Source organism: Streptomyces sp. NPDC040589 (assembly GCF_055594445.1).
Genome location: NZ_JBVIWP010000003.1, coordinates 782,750 through 801,791, shown reverse-complemented (window position 1 = coordinate 801,791; position 19,042 = coordinate 782,750). Strand labels below are relative to the sequence as shown.

15 protein-coding genes are annotated in these 19,042 nt (G+C 74.3%); 12 read left to right on the top strand and 3 right to left on the bottom strand.

The features are described 5' to 3' along the window. The 4 genes from ACZ58V_RS16110 to ACZ58V_RS16095 are packed head-to-tail and all read left to right on the top strand — an operon-like array spanning position 1 to position 2,516. Positions 1–906: a hypothetical protein gene (locus ACZ58V_RS16110; RefSeq protein ID WP_469411656.1), complete on the top strand. Its 906-nt coding sequence runs from the start codon at positions 1–3 to the stop codon at positions 904–906. After that, a complete protein-coding gene (locus ACZ58V_RS16105; RefSeq protein ID WP_469410745.1) occupies positions 903–1,124 on the top strand; it encodes a Trm112 family protein in 222 nt (73 codons plus the stop codon). The genes ACZ58V_RS16110 and ACZ58V_RS16105 overlap by 4 nt, the downstream gene beginning before the upstream one ends. Then, positions 1,121–1,948 carry an FkbM family methyltransferase gene (locus tag ACZ58V_RS16100; RefSeq protein WP_471290455.1) on the top strand — a complete coding sequence of 276 codons (828 nt, stop codon included), beginning with the start codon at positions 1,121–1,123 and terminating at the stop codon, positions 1,946–1,948. Before ACZ58V_RS16105 ends, ACZ58V_RS16100 begins: the two co-directional genes overlap by 4 nt. Beyond that, positions 1,914–2,516, top strand: coding sequence for a hypothetical protein (locus ACZ58V_RS16095; RefSeq protein WP_471290453.1), 603 nt, complete (start codon positions 1,914–1,916; stop codon positions 2,514–2,516). Before ACZ58V_RS16100 ends, ACZ58V_RS16095 begins: the two co-directional genes overlap by 35 nt. Here the strand turns inward: ACZ58V_RS16095 and ACZ58V_RS16090 are convergent. After that, positions 2,497–3,888 carry an MFS transporter gene (locus tag ACZ58V_RS16090; protein ID WP_471290452.1) on the bottom strand — a complete coding sequence of 464 codons (1,392 nt, stop codon included), beginning with the start codon at positions 3,886–3,888 and terminating at the stop codon, positions 2,497–2,499. The genes ACZ58V_RS16095 and ACZ58V_RS16090 overlap by 20 nt on opposite strands. Positions 3,889–3,944: 56 nt before the next feature. Further along, entirely contained in the window at positions 3,945–4,823 is an 879-nt protein-coding gene (locus ACZ58V_RS16085; RefSeq protein ID WP_471290451.1) for an ATP-grasp domain-containing protein, read from the bottom strand. Between the two features lie 172 nt (positions 4,824–4,995). On the opposite strand from ACZ58V_RS16085, the gene ACZ58V_RS16080 reads away from it, so the two are divergent. Then, positions 4,996–6,078, top strand: a complete 1,083-nt coding sequence (locus ACZ58V_RS16080) for a MerR family transcriptional regulator (protein ID WP_471290449.1) — start codon at positions 4,996–4,998, stop codon at positions 6,076–6,078. Between the two features lie 10 nt (positions 6,079–6,088). On the opposite strand, the gene ACZ58V_RS16075 is transcribed toward ACZ58V_RS16080, so the two are convergent. Further along, complete coding sequence (locus tag ACZ58V_RS16075; protein WP_189724988.1) at positions 6,089–6,796, bottom strand: FadR/GntR family transcriptional regulator; 708 nt, start codon at positions 6,794–6,796, stop codon at positions 6,089–6,091. Positions 6,797–6,988: 192 nt separating this feature from the next. Here ACZ58V_RS16075 and ACZ58V_RS16070 point away from each other — a divergent pair, with 192 nt between their 5' ends. The 7 genes from ACZ58V_RS16070 to ACZ58V_RS16040 all read left to right on the top strand — a co-directional run bounded on the left by ACZ58V_RS16070 (position 6,989) and on the right by ACZ58V_RS16040 (position 19,004). Further along, the gene (locus ACZ58V_RS16070; protein ID WP_471290447.1) at positions 6,989–8,350 is read left to right on the top strand and encodes an SLC13 family permease; all 1,362 of its coding nucleotides are present in this window, start codon (positions 6,989–6,991) and stop codon (positions 8,348–8,350) included. Positions 8,351–8,404: 54 nt separating this feature from the next. Continuing rightward, complete coding sequence (locus ACZ58V_RS16065) at positions 8,405–9,850, top strand: acyl-CoA synthetase (protein ID WP_471290445.1); 1,446 nt, start codon at positions 8,405–8,407, stop codon at positions 9,848–9,850. After that, the gene (locus ACZ58V_RS16060; RefSeq protein ID WP_468191363.1) at positions 9,843–11,183 is read left to right on the top strand and encodes a carboxyl transferase domain-containing protein; all 1,341 of its coding nucleotides are present in this window, start codon (positions 9,843–9,845) and stop codon (positions 11,181–11,183) included. The genes ACZ58V_RS16065 and ACZ58V_RS16060 overlap by 8 nt, the downstream gene beginning before the upstream one ends. A 131-nt stretch (positions 11,184–11,314) precedes the next feature. Then, complete coding sequence (locus ACZ58V_RS16055) at positions 11,315–11,686, top strand: CU044_2847 family protein (RefSeq protein ID WP_468191366.1); 372 nt, start codon at positions 11,315–11,317, stop codon at positions 11,684–11,686. Beyond that, on the top strand, positions 11,683–13,407 hold the full coding sequence (locus ACZ58V_RS16050; RefSeq protein ID WP_468191369.1) for a VMAP-C domain-containing protein: 1,725 nt from the start codon (positions 11,683–11,685) through the stop codon (positions 13,405–13,407). Before ACZ58V_RS16055 ends, ACZ58V_RS16050 begins: the two co-directional genes overlap by 4 nt. A 70-nt stretch (positions 13,408–13,477) precedes the next feature. Next, positions 13,478–14,506, top strand: a complete 1,029-nt coding sequence (locus tag ACZ58V_RS16045) for an AAA family ATPase (RefSeq protein ID WP_468191371.1) — start codon at positions 13,478–13,480, stop codon at positions 14,504–14,506. Next, on the top strand, positions 14,496–19,004 hold the full coding sequence (locus ACZ58V_RS16040; protein ID WP_471290444.1) for an SAV_2336 N-terminal domain-related protein: 4,509 nt from the start codon (positions 14,496–14,498) through the stop codon (positions 19,002–19,004). Before ACZ58V_RS16045 ends, ACZ58V_RS16040 begins: the two co-directional genes overlap by 11 nt. Positions 19,005–19,042: the final 38 nt, after the last annotated feature.

The following is a 19,042-nucleotide window of genomic DNA, read 5'->3' as shown; positions in this document are numbered from 1 at the left end:
GTGGCCGCGGCCCTGCTGGCGAACGTCCTGTACAGCACCGGATTCGTCCTGGAGAAGCGCGCGCTCGCCGCCCTGCCGGAAGTGACGATCCGGCAGCCCGCCCGGCTGCTGCGCCTGGTGCTCGGCAGCCCGCTGTGGATCGGCGGTTCGCTCTCGCTCGCGGCCGGGTTCGCCGCCCAGCTCGCCGTGTACCGGACGCTGCCGATCGCCGCCGCGCAGGGCATCTTCGTCTCCGGCCTGGTGCTGCTGGTGCTGCTGTCGGCCCGGCTGCTCGGCGAGGAGACGACCGGCCGGGAGCGGTACGCCCTCGGCGCGATCCTGCTCGCGCTGCTGATGGTGGTGCTGTCCCTGCGCGAGGGCTCGGACTCCGTCAGCCAGGACGCGCCCTACCCGCTGATCCTGCTGGTGTGCGTGCCGTCGCTGGCGGCCGGGGTGTGGCTGTACGGCTCCGCCGAGCGGCGCGCCCGCAACCGGCACCGGCGCCCGACGACCGGCGTCGAGTACGGCGTGGCGGTGGGCCTGCTGTACGGCGTCAGCTCGCTGGCCATCAAGGGGGTGTCGAGTCGTCTGACGACCAGCGGGATCGGCGGCGCCGTCCTGGATCTGCTGGCCTCCCCGTATCCGTATCTGCTGCTGTTCACCGGCGTGTTCGGCCTGGTGATGTCGCAGGCGGCGCTGCAACGCTGCCGGGCCTCGCTGATCGTGCCGGTGTGCACGACCGTGACCTGCCTGTTCACGGCGGTGCTCGGCACGCTGTCGTTCGGCGAGGCACTGCCGGACGATCCGCTGCGGCTCGCGTTGCGGGTGGCGGGCACGACCCTGGCCGTCGCCGTGCTGCTGACCATGCCCAAACACGACTCCGCTCCCCAGGAGCCCGCCCCAGCCAAGGAGTTGGCATCCCCATGAAGCCCGACGACCCGCTGCTGAAGATCCTTGCGTGCCCGCTCGACAAGGGCCCGCTGCATCTGCTGGCCGAGGAGGCCGAGCAGGAGGAGGCCCTGTACAACCCGCGGCTGCGCCGCCGCTATCCGATCCTCGACGGCATTCCGCAGCTGCTGCCGTCCTCGGGCGAGCAGGTGCCGGACGACGAGCACGAGGAACTCCTCAAGAGGATGTCGCCGTGACCAGCCTGGCCGCCCGTGTCGCTCCCCTTCTGCCCACTCGGCTGGTGGCCGCGACGGCCCGGGCGCTCTATCCCCGGTTCGAACCGGAGCTGGCCCGGCTCGCCGAGCTGTGCCCGCCCGGGTGCCGTACGGCGGTGGACGTCGGCGGCTGGTACGGCCCCTGGACGCACCGCCTGTCCGGCCGCGCCGAGCAGGTGGTGACGATCGAGCCGGTGCCGCATCTGGCCCGGCTGCTGGCCGCCGCCGTCCCGCCGAACGTACGGGTGATCCGTGCGGCGGCCTCGGACCGCCCGGGCCTCGCCCGCCTGTGGCTGCCGTCGGACGACTCGGGCGACCGGGGCGTGTCCTCGCTGGTCCGCCGTGACATCCACGGCCGGGCGCTGGACGTCCCCTGCGTCACGCTGGACGATCTGGGGCTGCGCGACGTCGGCTTCATCAAGATCGACGTGGACGGCAACGAGCCGGCGGTCCTGCGCGGGGCGACGGGTCTGCTGGCCCGCGACCGCCCGGCCCTGTTCGTGGAGCTGGAGTCCCGCATCCAGCCGATCGCCCCGGTGGTGACCTATCTGACCCTGCTGGGCTACGACGGCTGGGTGCTGCCGGGCGACACCTGGGTGCCGCTGGCCGAGTTCCCGCTGGAGGACCACCAGGCCGGCGCCTCCTATGTCGTCTCCCACGGCCTGCTCCGCCGCGTCCTGCCCTCCCCCCTGCTCAGGGGCCCGCGCTACGTCAACTCGGTGCTGTTCCTGCCCGACGGCCGCCGCCCCGGCACGGCCCCGGTGGGCGACGATGGTTCCCATGCCTTCCGGAAAGCGCCCCGCTAGCCCCTTCACCCCGCTCGATTTCCAGCTGGTGCTGCTGCGCCGCATGGCCGACCACAATCCCGGCCCGGTGGAGGACGCCCGGCACCAGCTGGGAGTCTCCCTCGCGGACATGCGCGAGGCGAACAGGCGCTGGCAGGCGATGATCCGCTCCCCGCGCCCGGCCTTGTCCCGCTATCGCTCGGTCCTCGGCGCCCCGGAGTCCCGTACGCCCCGCCGCATCGGCGACCTCGACTGCGAGGCCTGGATGTGGCCCGTCCCGCTCTGGCCCGGCCTGCGCTTCGAGGTCCTGACCGCCCCGAACGGCGCCGTGTGGAACGAGTGGCTGGTCCGTGCGCCGGGCGCCGAGGGCCCCGAGCTGCGCACCCTCGACGATCTCGCCCCCTGGTCCTGCACGGTGGACGAGGCGGCCCGCGCCTTCGCCCCGGCCCGTCCCCTGGAGGGCACGGCACCGACCCGGTGGGGGCTGGCGTTCGCCGCGCCGGACGCGGCGGGGGTACGGCGGGAGGCCGTCGCGGAGTTCACCTGGGGGCTGCTGCAGCGGGTGGCCGTCACCGGCCGTCAGGGCTGAGGGGCTCCGACCCCGGGGCCGCGCCCTTCGCGGGCACGCACCGCCACGCGAGGAACGCGGCGGACAGATAGGCCAGCGCGCCGATGAACATGCTGGTGCGGATCCCGGTGCCGTAGTCGCCGGCCGAGGCGAGCAGGCTGCCGCCGAGTGCCACGCCCGTGGCGCTGCCGACCTGACGGGTGGTGTTGAACAGGGCGGAGGCGGCCCCCGAGTACGCCTCGGGGGCGGCGCCCATCACGGTGGCGGTCGAGCCGGTGAGGGCGAAGGACGTACCGAAACCCGCGGCCATCATCGGGAGCACCAGCAGCGCGTAGGCGGGGTCGGCACCCGCCGCGGCCCAGCCGGCCAGCCCGAGCGCGGCCAGGAGCATGCCCGAGACCACCAGCGGACGATCGCCGGTACGGCGGGACAGCCGGCCGGACAGGACGGAGGCGAACATGGTCATCGCCACCGCCGGGAACAGCGCGAGCCCGGTGCCGAGGGCGCTGAAGCCCCGCTGGTGCTGGAACTCCAGACTGGCGGTGAACACCATGCCGTAGAAACCGAAGTTGAACAGCAGGCCGATGACCGCCCCGCCGCTCATGGCACGGGAGCGCAGCAGGCCGAGGGGCAGCACCGGGGAGCGGGCCAGCCGCTCGCGCAGCGCGAAGGCCGCGGCGGCCAGTACGGCCAGGCCCAGCCCGGCGAGCACGGCAGGGTCGGACCAGCCGCGCCGTCCGGCCTCGTTGAGCGCCGCCGTCAGCAGGGCCACCGCCGCCACGACCGCGCACTGCGCCGGCCAGTCCAGGGGCCGGTCGGAGCGCCGGGGCGAGCGGTCGACGTGCCGCAGCGTCAGCGCCAGACAGGCCGCGCCGACCGGCAGGTTGATGAGGAACACCCAGCGCCAGCCCACCGTGGCGACGAGGAGCCCGCCCAGCAGCGGCCCGGCGGAGGCCGCGATGCCCGCCATGGAGCCCCACAGCCCGAAGGCCCGCGAGCGTACGGCCTTCTCGGGATAGGCCTGCTGGAGCAGCGCCAGGGAACCGGGCACGATCAGCGCCGCCCCGAGCCCCTCCACCAGCCGGGCCACCACCAGGAACGGGGCGTTCGGCGCCAGCGCGCACGCGGCCGAGGACACGGTGAACACCGCCACGCCCGTGCAGAACACCCGCCGGTTGCCCAGCCGGTCCCCCAGCGCACCGCCCGTCAGCAGGAACCCGGCGAAGACCAGGGTGTATCCGTCGGTGATCCACTGGATGCCGGTCAGCGAGGCCGACAGCTCCCGCCCGATCACCGGCACGGCGACGTTGATGACCGTCACATCCAGGATCACCATGAAGTACCCGGCACACACCGCCAGCAGCGGTGCCCAGGACCGTCGCTCGGAGGGCATGGCCCTACCAGTACACCAAAAGCCTCACCGAGGGATGTATGCCCCACGCGTCGCGATCAGTCGACGGCGGAGAGAACCGCCTCCACCACCCTCGGCACGGAATCCGGGTGCAGAAACAGGAACAGATTCGGCTCGATCAGCTCCAGTTCCATCACGCACGGCTCCCCGTCCGGCCCGGTGACGAGGTCCACGCGCGCGTACAGCAGCTCCTGATCACCGGGCACGGCGGCCAGGGCCCGCTCGGCGACGGCCCGTTCGGCGGGGGTCGGCTCCCAGGGCTGGAGATCCGGGTGGGCGATCTTGTCGGCGTCGTACGGGGTGCCCGGCGCGAGGACGGCGCCCTTGCGGCTGGCGTGCAGCAGACGTCCGCCGTAGAACTGCAGGGCCCGCTCGCCGTGTGTGTCGATGCTGGTCAGATAGGGCTGGAGCATGACGGTGAAGCCCTCGGCGTGCATCCGCTCGACCTGGCGCAGGGCGGCGTCCCGCTCACCGGCCGGGTAGCGGGCGGCGTACCGGGCGCCGGCGCCGGAGGTGGGCTTTACGACGTACTCGTGGTCGTCGGGCAGGTCGACGGGGTCGCCGGGCGCGAAGTAGCGGGTGGGCACGGCCGGCACCCCGGCCTCCGCGAGGCGGCCCAGGTACCTCTTGTCGGCGTTCCACCGCACGATGTCCACCGGGTTGGCGAGCCGCGTGGCCTTCCCGCACCGCTCGGCCCACGCCGTGAACTCCTCGGCCCGCCAGCTGTAGTCCCAGGTGGACCGTATGACGACGAGGTCGAACCCGGCCCAGTCGACGTCGGGGTCGTCCCAGAAAACGACGGCGGTCCCGGCCCCGGCCTCCCGCAGCGCGTCCGCCAGCACCGGCAGGTCCCGGTCCTTGCTCACCTCGCCGCCGGGGTCATAGGTGACGAGCGCGATGCGCGGGGTGCGAGCCACGGCGACTCCATTCTCGTACGAATGTCTCGCACGAACGATCGAAACCCGGTCCGGCGCAGGCTAACAATCCTCGACGGAACCGCGACACCCTGTTTGACCTTCACCTTTGGGGAAGCCCCAGCATCGGTGGCGGAACCGACGAGCGTGACGAGCGCGAGGAAGGCGGGGGCGCATGGACATGCTGACGATCGGCGCGTTCGCGAAGGCGTGCCGGCTCTCGCCGAAGGCACTGCGCCTGTACGACGAGCTGGACCTGCTGCGGCCCGCCCGGGTGGACCCGGACACCGGATACCGCTACTACGCGGTGGCCCAGCTGGAGCAGGCCCGGCTGGTGGCGTGGCTGCGGCGGCTGGGCATGCCGCTGGCCGAGATCCGCCAGGTCGGCCGGCTGTGCGCGCTCGACTCGACGGCCGCCGCCCGCGAGATCCGCGCCTACTGGGCACGGGTCGAGGCGGAGACGGCGGTACGGCGGGACCTCGCCGCGTTCCTGGTCGATCACCTGACGACGGACTCGCGAGAGCCAGGAAAGGACACCGCCATGCTGGAACTGCGTTACTCCGCCCACTCGGACACCGGACGCGTCCGCCCCGCCAACCAGGACACCGCCTACGCGGGCACCCGGCTGCTCGCCGTCGCCGACGGCTTCGGACCGGCGGGCGCGCCCGCGAGCAGCGCCGCCGTGGAGGCACTGCGCTACCTGGACACGGACGAGATCCCGGCGGGCGGCGTTCTCAACCTCCTGGAGGACGCGGTACGGGGCGCGGCCCAGGCCGTCCAGGACGTGGCCGACGGCGCCGACGACGGCACGACCCTGACCGCCCTGCTGTGGACGGGCTCGCGGCTGGCCCTGGTGCACATCGGCGACTCCCGCGCCTATCTGCTGCGCGACGGCGAACTGTTCCTCATCACCCACGACCACACCGTCGTCCAGTCGATGATCGACGAGGGACGTCTGACCGCCGAGGAGGCCGTCTCCCATCCAGAGCGCGCCTTCCTCCTGAAGGCCCTGACGGGAGGCGGCGCCACGGTGGTCCCGGACCTCCGCCTGCACGACGCCCACCCGGGCGACCGCTACCTGCTGTGCTCCGACGGCCTGTCGGGCGTGATCCCCGAGGACCGCATACACGACCTGCTCACCTCGCGGATCACCCCGGACGAGACGGTCAAGGCCCTGGTCGGCGCGGCGAACAAGGCCGGCGGCCCGGACAACGTCAGCTGTGTGGTGGCGGACGTGGTGGAGCGGGCGGCCGCCTGACCCCGGGCCGCTACTCCTCTTCCCCCGGCTCCCAGTCCAGCAGCCGCACCTTCGCCACCGTACGGACATGGCGGCGCATGGCCGTGGCCGCCTGGCGGGGCTGTTCCGCGGCGATCGCGTCGAGGATGGCCTGGTGCTGGGAGAGGGAGCGGGACGGGCGGCCGGGCTGGCGCAGCGACTCGGTGCGGCTCTCGGCGATCTGCTCGGCGATGGAGCGCATGAACTCGGCGAGCAGACTGCTGTGGGCCGCCGCCGTCACGGCCGCGTGGAACAGGCGGTCGCCCTCCACGCCGTGACCGTCCGCCTCGATCTCCTCCGCCATGTGCGCGAGCGCCGAGCGCATCGCCGCCAGGTCGTCCTCCGTGCGCCGCTCGGCGGCCAGTTCGGCGAGCTTCGTCTCCAGCGCCTCCCGGGCCTCCAGGACATCCGGGAGGCGCCTGCGGCGTTCGACCATCCGCTCGACGGGCTCGGTGTCGAGACTGTCCCGCACGAGGTACGTACCGCCCCCGTGCCGGGCCTCCACCAGGCCCTGGACCTCCAGAACCACGATCGCCTGCTTCACCGAGGCCCGGCTGACCCCGAGCCGCTGGGCGAGATCACGCTCGGGCGGCAGCCGGTCGCCGGCGCGCAGCCCGCCCTCGGCGACGTACTGGCGCAGCCGCTCCAGCACCTGTTCGTAGAGGCGCTGTTTCGTCATGGGGCGCAGGGCGTCGGTCACGGAGTCCCCCTCTCGCCCGGAGCGTAACACCGGCCTGCCTGGTGGCCGAGTGGCTGAACCAATTCTCGCGCGACCCCTTGACGGGCGCCCGGACCGCACCCACTCTTTCAGCCAACGCACCTCAAGTGGTTCAGCCACTCGGCCACTCCCAGGTGCTCCCAGCCGCTCCGGGGCCCAACGACGGGAGCCCGTATGTCCCCCGAACTCATCTCGATCCTCGTCCTCGTCGTGGTGTTCGTCATCGCCACCACCCGTTCCGTCAACATGGGCGCGCTCGCCTTCACCGCGGCCTTCGGGGTCGGCGGGCTCGTCGCCGGCCTCGACGCGGACGGCATCTTCGCCGGCTTCCCCGGTGACCTGTTCGTCGTCCTGGTCGGCGTCACGTACCTCTTCGCGATCGCCCGCGCCAACGGCACCACCGACTGGCTGGTGCACGCCGCCGTCCGGCTCGTGCGGGGGCGGGTGGCGCTCATCCCCTGGGTGATGTTCGCGCTGACCGGCGCGCTCACGGCGATCGGCGCGGTCAGCCCGGCCGCGGTCGCGATCGTCGCCCCGATCGCACTGAGCTTCGCCACGCGCTACAGGATCAGCCCGCTGCTGATGGGCGCGATGGTCGTCCACGGCGCCCAGGCCGGCGGCTTCTCCCCGATCAGCATCTACGGCTCGATCGTCAACGGCATCGTCGAACGCGAGAAGCTCCCCGGCAACGAACTCGTCCTCTTCTTGGCGTCCCTCGCCGCCAACCTGGTCATCGCCGGTGTGGTGTTCGTCCTCTTCGGGGGGCTGAAGCTGTGGGCGCAGGGGGCGGTGGACGAGCGCGGCGAGGACAGCCCGGAGGACGCCGGTGGCACCGGCGCGGGAGGCGCCCGCAAGCCGGAGGCGTCCCCCGGCGGTACCGCGACCGCCACTGGCGTGACCACCCGGCCCGGCACCGAAGCGGTCGCCGACTCCACACGCCTCACCCCGTCCCGCACAGCCACCCTCACCTCCCTCCTGGCCCTGGTCGTCGCCGTCCTGGTCTTCGACCTCGACGCGGGCCTCACCGCCATCACCCTCGCCGTCATCCTGAGCACCGCCTGGCCGGAGGACAGCCGCAAGGCCACCGGCCAGATCGCCTGGCCCACCGTCCTCCTCATCTGCGGCGTACTGACCTACGTAGGCGTCCTGGACGAAATGGGCACCATCACCTGGGCCGGCGAGGGCGTAGGCGGCATCGGAATCCCCCTCCTCGCCGCCCTCCTGCTCTGCTACATCGGCGCACTGGTCTCCGCCTTCGCCTCCTCCGTGGGAATCATGGGCGCGCTGATCCCCCTGGCCGTCCCCTTCCTGGAGCGAGGCGAGATCGGCGCGATCGGCATGGTGGCCGCACTCGCCGTATCGGCGACGGTCGTGGACGTGAGCCCGTTCTCCACGAACGGCGCCCTGGTCCTGGCCGCCGCGCCGGACGTGGACCGCGAGCGTTTCTTCCGGCAGCTGATGGTGTACGGAGGAATCGTGGTGGCGGTCGTACCGGCGGCGGCATGGCTGGTGATGGTCGTCCCCGGCTGGGGATGACCGGCCGACGCCCCAGGAACAGACAGACAGGCAAGACAGCTAAGGAGCGGACGCGTGACCCCTCTCTTCCCGGCCCTGACCGAAGCCCCGGCCGACCGGCCCGCCCTCCGGTTCGGCGAGCGCTCGCTGACGTACGGAGAACTCGCCGCCGCGGCCGGAGCGCTGACGGGCCGCATCGGCGAGGCCAGGCGGGTCGCCGTCTGGGCGACGCCCACGATGGAGACCGCCGTCGCCGTCGTCGCCGCCCTGCTGGCCGGCATCCCCGCCGTACCGCTCAACCCCAAGTCGGGCGAGAAGGAACTCGGCCACATCCTGTCCGACAGCGCCCCCGACCTGCTGCTCACGGCCCCGGAGGACCAACTCCCCTCCCCCGCACGGGATCTGCCCCGCCTCGACGTCGATGTGCACGGCAGCGGCCCCGCCCCCGAGGAGCACGCCGACGACGCCGACCCGGCCCTCATCGTCTACACCTCCGGCACCACCGGCCCGCCCAAGGGCGCCGTCATCCCGCGCCGGGCGATCTCCTCGACCCTGGACGCGCTGGCCGACGCCTGGCAGTGGAGCGGCGACGACGTCCTCGTCCACGGACTGCCGCTGTTCCACGTGCACGGCCTGGTCCTGGGCACGCTCGGCCCGCTGCGGCGCGGCGGGTCGGTCCGGCACCTGGGCCGGTTCAGCACCCAGGGCGTGGCCCGCGAGCTGGCCGGCGGCGCGACCATGCTGTTCGGCGTGCCGACGATGTACCACCGGATCGCGGAGGCGGTGACCAGTGACCCGGAGCTGGTGAAGGCACTGACCGGGGCGCGGCTGCTGGTCTCCGGTTCGGCCGCGCTGCCCGTGCACGACCACGGGCGGATCGCGACGGCGACGGGACGGCGGGTGATCGAGCGCTACGGCATGACGGAGACGCTGATGAACACCAGCGTCCGCGCCGACGGCGAGGCCCGCCCCGGCACGGTCGGCGTGCCGCTGCCGGGCGTGGAGCTGCGGCTGGTCGAGGAGGACGGCTCGGAGGTCGGCGCGTACGACGGGGAGACCGTCGGCGAGATCCAGGTGCGCGGGCCGAACCTGTTCACCGAGTACCTCAACCGGCCCGACGCCACCGCCGCCGCCTTCACCGCCGACGGCTGGTTCCGCACGGGCGACATGGCGGTGCGCGACCCCGACGGCTATGTGCGGATCGTCGGCCGCAAGGCCACCGACCTGATCAAGAGCGGCGGTTACAAGATCGGGTCCGGCGAGATCGAGAACGCGCTCCTCGAACACCCCGGGGTGCGGGAGGCCGCGGTCACCGGGGAGCCGGACCCCGACCTGGGCGAGCGGATCGTGGCGTGGATCGTGCCCGCGGATCCCCAGTCACCGCCCGCACTGGCGGAGTTGGCCGATCATGTGGCCCAGCGCCTCGCGCCGCACAAGCGCCCTCGGGTCGTCCACCACCTGAACGCGCTGCCCCGCAACGACATGGGGAAGATCATGAAGCGGGCGCTGACCCATGAGTGACCGGCACTCGGCTCGCGAGATCGTCGCCCTCGTCGCCGACGACTCCACCTTCGCCGAACTCCCCGCGTCCATAAGGGACCCCAGGCCGGACGGCCCCCTCGCGTGGCCGGGCTACGACGCCTCCCGCGCCCGTGCCGCCGAACGCACCGGCGAGCAGGAGTCCGTGGTCTGCGGCACCGCCCGGATCGGCGGTGCCCGGGCCGTGCTGATCGCGTTCGAGTTCGGCTTCCTCGGCGGCTCCCTGGGGCAGCGCACCGGCGACCTGCTGGAGGCGGCGTACACGTACGCCCGTGAGCACCGTCTCCCGGTCGTGCCGCTGGTCGCGACCGGCGGCAGCCGGATGCAGGAGGGCATGCTCGCGCTGACCCAGCTCCAGCGGGTGGCCCGGCAGTCGGCGCTCACCCGGGAGGCCGGGCTGGCCCAGGTCGCCGTGGTGCGCGACCCGACGACCGGGGGCGGCTGGGCCACCCTCGGCGCGGGCGCGGACGTGGTCCTCGCGCTGCCCGGGGCGCAGGTCGGTTTCGCCGGCTCCCGGGTGCGGCCGGCGGACGCGGACCCGGCGGCGTACACGGCCGAGGCGCAGCTGGCGGCGGGCGCGGTGGACGCGGTCGTGCCGCCGGAGGAGCTGCGCGAGGTGCTGGGGCGGTGGCTGCCTCTGCTGACGTCCCCGTCCGGCACGCCCGCCCCGCCGCCGGAACCGCTCGGCGGCAGCGCGGGCCTGCCCGGCACCGGCTGGGACGCCGTACGGCGTGCCCGCTCGCCCCGGCGCCCGCGGGCCGCCGCCTGTCTGGACGCCTACTTCACCCACCGGGTCGCGATCAGCGGCGACCGCTGCGGCGGCACCGACCCGGACGGCATGCTGTGCGGGTTCGGTGAACACCAGGGCCGTACGGTCGCGTACGCGGCGCAGACCGGGACCGCGACCCGGCCCGCCGGCTACCGCACAGCCGCCCGGCTGATCCGGCTCGCGGACCGGCTCGGCATCCCGGTGCTGACCCTCGTCGACACCCCGGGCGCGGCCAACGACGCGGAGGCGGAGCGGCAGGGCGCGGGCGCGGCGATCGCCGACCTGTTCGGCGCGGTGGCGGGCGCCCGTACACCGGTGACGACGCTGGTGATCGGCGAGGGCGGCTCCGGCGGCGCCCTGGCCCTGGCCGCGCCCGGCAACACCTGGGCCACTGCCGACAGTTACTTCTCGGTGATCGCCCCGGAGCTCGCGGCGGCCATCCTCAAGCGGCCGCCGCGCGAGGTGGAACCGACGGCGGACCAGCTCCGCATCCGGCCGCAGGATCTGGTGGAGCTGGGAGTGATCCGCGGGACGGTGGGTCCGTAAGCCCGGTGGGTCCGTGAGTCCGGTGGGTCCGTGAGTCCGGTGGGTCCGTGAGTCCGGTGGATGCCCCACGCAACATCAAGTACCTTCCGTAACAATGGAAATGCTCAGTGCGGTGGGACGACGGGGGTGCCGTGGACGGGTTGGTCGAATTCAGGACCGGTGACGGTGCCGTGGTCGCGGTCGAGGGCGTGGAGGAGCGGTCCGGCTCCCGCCTGGTCTCCCGGGGCGACGGTGCGGTCCAGGCGACCCGTACCTTCGAGGGCGCCCTGGACGGCGTGCGGGCCGCCGCCGAGTCCGCGCTGCGCGTCTTCCGGGACGGCTCGCTGAAGCCCGACGGCGTGGAGATCGAGTTCGGGGTGAAACTGTCCGCCGAGGCGGGCGCGTTCATCGCCAAGGGGACCGCCGAGGGCCATCTGGTGGTCAAGCTGTCCTGGTCCCCGTCCGCGCCGGAAGCCCCCTCCGCTCCGGGGTCCGGCGCTCAGGAGGCCGGCGCCGCGTCATGAACAGCGCCGTGGACAGCGCCCTGGAGACCACCCTGAACAGCGCCGAGTGGCACGCCCGGATCGAATTACGCGGCCAGGTGGCCGGAGCGGGCTTCCTGGTCACCCCCAGTACGGTGCTGACCTGCGCCCATGTCGTCCAGGACGGCGACGGCCCGACGGTGACCTTCACGGAGCTGCCCGGCTCCCCTGCCGTGCCCGCCCGGGTCGTCGCGCACGGCGGCTGGACCGGCGCCGGCACCGACCTCGGTGACCTCGCCGTGCTGGAACTGGACCGGGAGATGCCCATCGCCCCGGCCGCGCTCGCGCCCGTCGACGCCGCACTCGGCACGAGCCCCCGCAAGCTCGTCGTCTACGGCTTCCCGGTCGGCTTCGACGAGGGCACCCTCGCCGAGTACCGCGTCACCGCACCGCAGTTGATCAAACGGGAGTGGCTCCAGCTGGAGGCCTGGCACCAGGGAGGCCAGCCCCTGGCCCCCGGCTTCAGCGGGGCGGCCGTCACCCTGGCCGAGACCGGCGAGGTCGTCGGCATGGTCACGGCGGCGGCCGGCAGCCGGGACGTGCGCAACGGCCGGATGATGCCCACTCAGGTCATGGCCCGCTACTGGCCGGACCTGCAGAGCCTCGTCCCCACCTCGGACCACGCCGGCGCCGACCGGGCCCGGCTGCGCGCCCTGGTCGAGAAGGCGGCCCGGGCGGGCGTGGACTGCGACCCGGCCCGGCTCTACACCGCGGCCGCCGACCCGTTCGATCCGCCGCCGCCCGAGGAGGGGTTCGACTCGCTGTGGTCGGCGGCCCTGTTCGTGCTGTGCGAACTCGACGGCCCGGGCGCCGCGCGGACCGTGTCCCGGTTCGCCGACCGGCTCGAAGCCCTGCTGCACACCCCGGCCGTGGAGCCGTCGGCGCCCGACTGGTCGCCCATCCTCGTCGAACTCGGGCACAGCGGAGCGGGCGACGGCCTGGTCCGGGTCGAGGTGTCCGCGTACAGCGAGGGGCGACGGCACCCGGTGGACTCCGGCACGGTCGAACAGCACCGGCTGCACGCCTACGTGCGGGACCGGATCGAGGCCGCCTTCCGGTATCTGACGCCCGGCGCCGACGAGCTCGTCGCGTTCGCGCTGCCCCGGGACTGGCTGGACTGGCCCGTCGACCTCTGGGAGAGCGCCCCCGACGACGCGACCCCGCTCGGCTGCGTCTATCCGCTGGTCGTCACCGACCACGCCCGGCGCAAGGCCAGCACCCGGCATGTCCTGACCCGGGCGTGGAAGCGCCTGGACGCCCTGCCGGGCGCGCGGATGCACCGCGTGGAGTGCGGCGGCCCGGAGGAGCCCGGGCGGCTGCGGATGCGGATGCGGCGGCCCGACGCCTGCCTCGCCGGGTTCGGCACCGCCCCGGCGGCCTCCCGTACCCGACCGCACTTCGACACCTCGCTCACCGCGCCGGCCCCGGTCATCGTGTGGTCGCGCGGCGGCTGCGACTCGGGGCAGGAGGAGTGCGCCGGAGCGGACGGCTGCACCGGCAAGGCCTTCCTCGACGCGCTCGACGCCTGTGTGGCGGCCGTACCGCCGGCCGAACTCCCGCGCCACGTCCTGGCCCTGCGCGAGGAGGCCGACGCGGAGGAGGACCACTGGGCCCACGGCATCCAGCTGCTGTGGGACGACCCACGCGTCTTCACCGACCCGCACGCGGTCGTCGCCGCGCACGCGGGGTCGCCGGTGTCCTGACCCACCCGGACTCGGTCCGGGGCGCCTTGAGAAACACCAGCACGAAAACGGAGAGCGGAGACCACCCCCCATGCCGCACTGGTCGGTCTACACCGGCAGGAACGAGCCGCACGACGGCATCGACCACCTCCCCCTCCCACCGCCCTGGCGCGCCTTCGACGGCGGACCCGCCCTGCCGCCGCCCGACGACACCGACGACGCGACGGCCGTCTCGCCCGACCGCGTGCACCGGGCCAAGTCGTATGTGGCCACCCCGGAGAGCGTCCGGCTCGTCAACGCCGCGCTCTGCCTGCGCCGCCCCCTGCTCGTCACCGGCCCGCCCGGCACCGGCAAGTCCTCGCTGGCGTACGCGGTGGCGCGCGAGCTGCGCCTCGGCCCGGTGCTGCGCTGGAACATCACCAGCCGCAGTTCTCTCGCCGACGGCCTCTACCAGTACGACCCGCTGTCCCGGCTGTACGCGGCCCGGGAGCGGCAGGGCCGGGAAGGGCAGGACCGGCCGGCCGCCGGCGATGTCGAGGACCATCTGCGCCTGGGCCCGCTGGGTACGGCCCTGCTCCCCTACGACCGGCCCCGGGCCCTGCTCGTCGACGAGGTCGACAAGAGCGACCTCGATCTGCCGAACGACCTGCTGAACGTCCTGGAGGAGGGCCAGTACGAGATCCCCGAACTGGTCCGCGCCGCCCGTCACTCGGACGACACGGCGGCCGAGGTCCTGGCCGACGGCACGGACACCCCGGTCGCCGTCCACCGCGGCCGGGTCCGCTGCCGGGCCTTCCCGTTCGTCGTGCTGACCAGCAACGGCGAACGCGAGTTCCCGCCCGCCTTCCTGCGCCGCTGCGTCCGGCTGAAGCTGCGCCGCCCCGACCGCGACCAGCTCACCGACATCGTCCGCGCCCACCTCGACACCCCGGACGCCGCCGCGGACCGTCTGATCACCCGCTTCCTCGAGCGGGCCAACGGCGGCGAACTGGCCACCGACCAGCTCCTGAACGCCCTCTACCTCACCGGAGTCTCCGGCCTGGACGCCGAGTCCCGCGACGACCTCGCCGAGCAGCTGATGCCGTACCTCAGCGCGACGGCCGACGGCGATGGCTTCTGACCCCGAGCGGGAGCGCCCTCAGGCAGACCGGGCAGACGCTCGCGGCGCGGGCCGCGTCCGCCCGGCCGCCCCGCCGTCGGCCGACGGCACCGACTCGGGCGCCCCCGGTGGCAGCCCCTCGGCGATCAGCCGCCGCGCGGCCGGGGCTCGGCACGCACGCACTGATCGCGAGGCAGGGCAGTCCCCCGTCGCCCGCCTGGCCGCGGCGCTGTCCGCCGCGGGTGCGTCGCCGACGCCCCGGGAGCTCGCGGAACTGCTGTGGCTGGCGGGCCGGTTGGAGGCGGACGGGCAGCCGTCCGGGGAGGAGCCCCGGCCCGTCGGTCCCGCCACGCCCCAAGCGACGGCCGAGGCTCTCACGCCCGAGGGCGACCCTCCGGCCGCTCCCGTAGCACCACGTTCCTCCGAGCCACCACCGAACGCCCAGGCGCCCACACCCGACCGCGTCCCCCTGCGCCTGCCCGCCCCACGTTCCCCGGGCCAACCACAGGGGGACGCGGTCGGCGGCGGATCCCCCCTCCTCGCCCCCGCGCCCCCGATGCTGCCCCACCCCCTCGCACTCCAGCGCGCCCTGCGCCCGCTGCAGCGCAAGGTGCCCTCCCCGCACCTGCGGGTGCTGGACGAACGGGCGACGGCCGACCGGATCGCCCGCCTCGGCGCCCACCCCGACGTGTGGCTCCCGGTGCTGCGCCCGGCCCCCGACCGCTGGCTGCGGCTGAACCTCGTGCACGACACCGGCCCCACCATGCCGGTCTGGCGCCCCCTGGTGAGCGAACTGCACACGGCCCTCGCCCAGTCGGGCATCTTCCGTACGGTCACCCTGCATCCGGCCACGCCCGACGGCCGGGCCCGCCAGGTCCCCGTCCTCGACGACGGCCGTACGGTCACCCTCGTCGTCAGCGACTGCATGGGCCCGCAGTGGCGCCCGGGCGAGGCGGGCGACCGCTGGTACCGCACCCTGCGCCACTGGGCCCGCCGGCTGCCGCTCGCCGTGGTCCAGCCCCTGCCGGAACACCTCTGGCCCACCACGGCCCTTCCCGCCGAACCGGGCCTGCTGACCGCCCCTGCCACGGCGGCGCCCTCGGCGGCACTCGACTTCACCCCGTACGAAGCCACGCCCGCCCCCGGCCAGGCCCTGCCCCTGCCGGTCCTGGAACCGGGCGCCCCCTGGCTCGCCCACTGGGCGGCCCTGGTCGCCGACCCGGGCGGCGCCCGCACCCCGGGCGCGGCGGCCTGGCTGCCGCCCGCCCCCGCGCCACCCGCCGAACCGGTCCCCGACCTCGCCTCGGCGTCCCCGGAGGATCTGGTGCTGCGCTTCCGCGCGACCGCGTCCCCGGAGGCCTTCCGCCTCGCCGGGCATCTCGCGCTGGCGGTCCCCTCGGTCCCGGTGATGCGCCTCGTCCAGCGCACCGTGGACCGCGACCCGCATCCCCGGCACCTCGCCGAGGTGATCCTCAGCGGCATGCTCGCCGCTGTCCCCGGCCCGCCCGGCTCCTATGAATTCCGGCCCGGTGTGAGGGAGTTGCTGCTGCGCTCCCTGCCCCGCACGGCCCGGGGCCGGACCCGGGAGTTCCTCGAACGGGTCGGCGGTCTGATCGACGAACGGGCGGGGCTCGCGGCCGGGGAGTTCCGGGCCGAGACGGACGGCGGACGGAACGGCTCGGGGCCGGCGTTCGCGACGGTGAGCGAGGAGACGGTGCGGCGGCTGGGCGGGGAGGGGCCGCCGGATCCGCTGTTCGCGGGGCGGTACCGGCTGGCCGAGCCGCGAGGGGCCGACCGGCGGAAGGTGCGGGCCGTGGATGTCCGCACCGACCAGCAGGTGGTCGTACAGATGTATCGCGACCAGCCGGCGCCGCACGAGCGGTTCCTGAGGGAGGCCCGCGCGCTGGCCGAGATCGACGATCCGCATGTGGTGCGGGTGCTCGACTTCGGGAGGGAGGGCAACACGCCCTACCTGGTCACGGAGTTCGTGGACGGGCTGACGCTCTCCGAAATCCTCTCGGGCATCTCCTTCCGGACGTTCGCCCGCCTGGTGTGCCAGGGCCTGGCCGGTCTCGACGCGCTCCACGCGCACGGTCTGGTGCGCGGGGAGCCCGGCCCTGCGGGCCTGTTGCTGCGGCCCGACGGCACGGTGATGATCAGCCGGGTCGCGCTGGGCGAGGAGTCCCGGGGCAAGGGCCCCGAGTCGGACGTGAGCGAATTCCGCTGGTTTCTCAAGCAACTGGCCGCGGGCGTGGCGGTTCCCCGCGAGCACAGGGAGCTGCTCGACCGGATCGACAGGCGCAGGATGCGCGAAGCCGCCGGATACGCCGCCGGGCTGCCCGCGACGGCCCCGTGGCCGCCCTCGCACGGCTTCACACTGCTCGGCCCGCTGCGCATCAGCGACGGCACGGACCCCGTCGAGCCCCCCTCGCCGGAAGCCCAGGCGCTGCTGTGCATGCTGCTCCTCCACCACGGCCGCCGTGTGACCCACACCGAGCTGGCCGGAGGGCTGTGGGCGGAGCCACCGGCGGAACGCGAGGCCGAAGCCCGCATCGAGAACCTCATTCCCGAGCTACGACGGGTGCTGCCCCCCGGCGCGCTCGTCACTCTCCCGCGTGCCTACGCCCTGCACGTACCGGACGTGTACGTCGACGCGCTCCATTGCGAGGAGCTTCCCGGCGACACGATGCGCGCGCCCGCCGAACTCCGGCGCGTCCTCGACCTCTGGTACGGCGACCCCCTCGACGGCATCCCCGGCCCCGCCGCCGCGGCCACCCGGGACCGTCTGCGCGCCCTCAGGCTGGACCTCGAGACCACGCTGGCCGAACTGGACCGGAGGTCGTCCGAAGAGGGCGCCGGCCCCACGGTCCTCTTCGAGGCCGACGACCTCACCGGCCACCCCGAGGCACGCATCACCCTCGAGTACGCGGTGCACGAGATGCTCTCCCGCGGCGCCCTCGCCACCCACCAGGTCGACGTCCGGGTCCGCGGCAACGGCTACGTGGTCCACACCGAGCCCGGCACCTACGTCCTCCCCGTGCTGGTCGCGGTGCTGCGCTGGCTCCCCGAGGTCCTGACCGGGCTCGTGGACCCGCCGCCGCTCACCGTGACGTTCTGGGACCGGCCCACCCCGCCGGCGGTGGCGGCGCCCGTGCCCGCCGACTTGCAGGTCGTCGTCTCCCCGGCCGTGTACGAGCAGTTCGCCGGCAGCTCGGCGGCCAAAGGGCCCCAACGCTTCCAGCCTCTCTACCAGGGCGGCGCCACGGACACCCCGCCCGTCGCCTGGTACTGCCCGCTGTCCCCCTCCACGGCCCCGGAACCCGAGGACCGCGACCTGGTGCGGGGGCCCTTCATCACGCACGATCTGCGCCGGCTCGGCATACCGGCCCCGGGCCGCACCGCCGTCGTCCACACCCAGCCGGACGGCCCGCTCACCCTCCTCAACCCCGCCCAGCCGCACGGCGACGGGCCGCCGCGGCACGTCACGTACTACGAGGTGGACCTCACCACGCACCAGTCCCACCACCGGGTCTCCCTGCCGAGCTCCGGCAAGGGCGCCTTCGCCGCCGCGGTCGAGCTGTCCTGGCACGTGGACGACCCGGTCGCCTTCGTCCGCGGCGAGGTCGCCCGGGTGCCGGAGCCGCTGCTGGAGCATCTGCTGGAGGAGGCGGCCCGGATCACCCGCCGGCATCCGCTGCGCCGGGCGGGCGCGGCCCAGCGCGCGGTCAACGCCGGGCTGCGCCGGTGGCCGGTGCCGGGTCTTTCGGTGACGGCGTCGGTGCAGCTGGCCCCGGAGGGGGCGGCCCTGCCCGGACCGCAGGGCCCGGCCCCGTCGGCGCGCCCGCTGTCCGCTCTCCTCGGCGACGCCGAGACCGTACTGCTCGGCTTCGACGGTCCGGTGGCCCGCCTGTTCTCCGCGACCGGCGCGCGCGAGGCCGCCCTCGACCTGCTCGCCCTGGTCGCCGAGCACCGCGACCCACAGGACACCGTGGCGGGGGCGGGGCGGGAGACGTTCGTCCATCCGCTGGACGTCCTGCGGGCGTTCGCCCGCGACCGGCTCGGCCCGCTGCTCCGGGACCGCCTGGAGAAACTCGAAATGCTGGCGCTCCCCGCCGCGCCGACCACGCACAACTGCGTGCCGCTGGTCCGCGCCCTGCACGACTCCGGACGCCGCGTCAGCGTGGTCACGGACGTCGGCGCACCGGCCGTCCACCGCTACCTGGAGCCCTACGGCCTCCCCCTGGCCGGCGTCCACGGCCGCGGCAAGGACCTCGCCCTGCTGACCCCGCACCCCGACTGCCTCCTGCGCGCGATGCACTCCTTGGGCGGCGCCGCCGCGACCGGTGTGCTCATCGGCTCCACGGTCGCCGAACTCACCGCCGCCCAGCAGGCCGGCCTGCGCTTCATCGGCCTCGCCCGCAACACCACCGCCGCCCGGCAACTCGGCGAGGCGGGCTGCGAGACCACCGTCACGTCCCTGGCCCCCCTCCTGGAGGCCGCGCGCTCGCTCCAGACGTAGCGGGGGCCGAACCCCCCGTTCGGCGGCACCCCACCCGG

What these genes read in the sequence shown, in the direction of transcription:
- ACZ58V_RS16060 (WP_468191363.1), top strand. Translation starts at nt 9,843, where the DNA reads ATGAGTGACCGGCACTCGGCTCGCGAGATCGTCGCCCTCGTCGCCGAC.
- ACZ58V_RS16070 (WP_471290447.1), top strand. Translation starts at nt 6,989, where the DNA reads ATGTCCCCCGAACTCATCTCGATCCTCGTCCTCGTCGTGGTGTTCGTC.
- ACZ58V_RS16080 (WP_471290449.1), top strand. Translation starts at nt 4,996, where the DNA reads ATGGACATGCTGACGATCGGCGCGTTCGCGAAGGCGTGCCGGCTCTCG.
- ACZ58V_RS16105 (WP_469410745.1), top strand. Translation starts at nt 903, where the DNA reads ATGAAGCCCGACGACCCGCTGCTGAAGATCCTTGCGTGCCCGCTCGAC.
- ACZ58V_RS16095 (WP_471290453.1), top strand. Translation starts at nt 1,914, where the DNA reads ATGGTTCCCATGCCTTCCGGAAAGCGCCCCGCTAGCCCCTTCACCCCG.
- ACZ58V_RS16090 (WP_471290452.1), bottom strand. Translation starts at nt 3,888, where the DNA reads ATGCCCTCCGAGCGACGGTCCTGGGCACCGCTGCTGGCGGTGTGTGCC.
- ACZ58V_RS16040 (WP_471290444.1), top strand. Translation starts at nt 14,496, where the DNA reads ATGGCTTCTGACCCCGAGCGGGAGCGCCCTCAGGCAGACCGGGCAGAC.
- ACZ58V_RS16050 (WP_468191369.1), top strand. Translation starts at nt 11,683, where the DNA reads ATGAACAGCGCCGTGGACAGCGCCCTGGAGACCACCCTGAACAGCGCC.
- ACZ58V_RS16045 (WP_468191371.1), top strand. Translation starts at nt 13,478, where the DNA reads ATGCCGCACTGGTCGGTCTACACCGGCAGGAACGAGCCGCACGACGGC.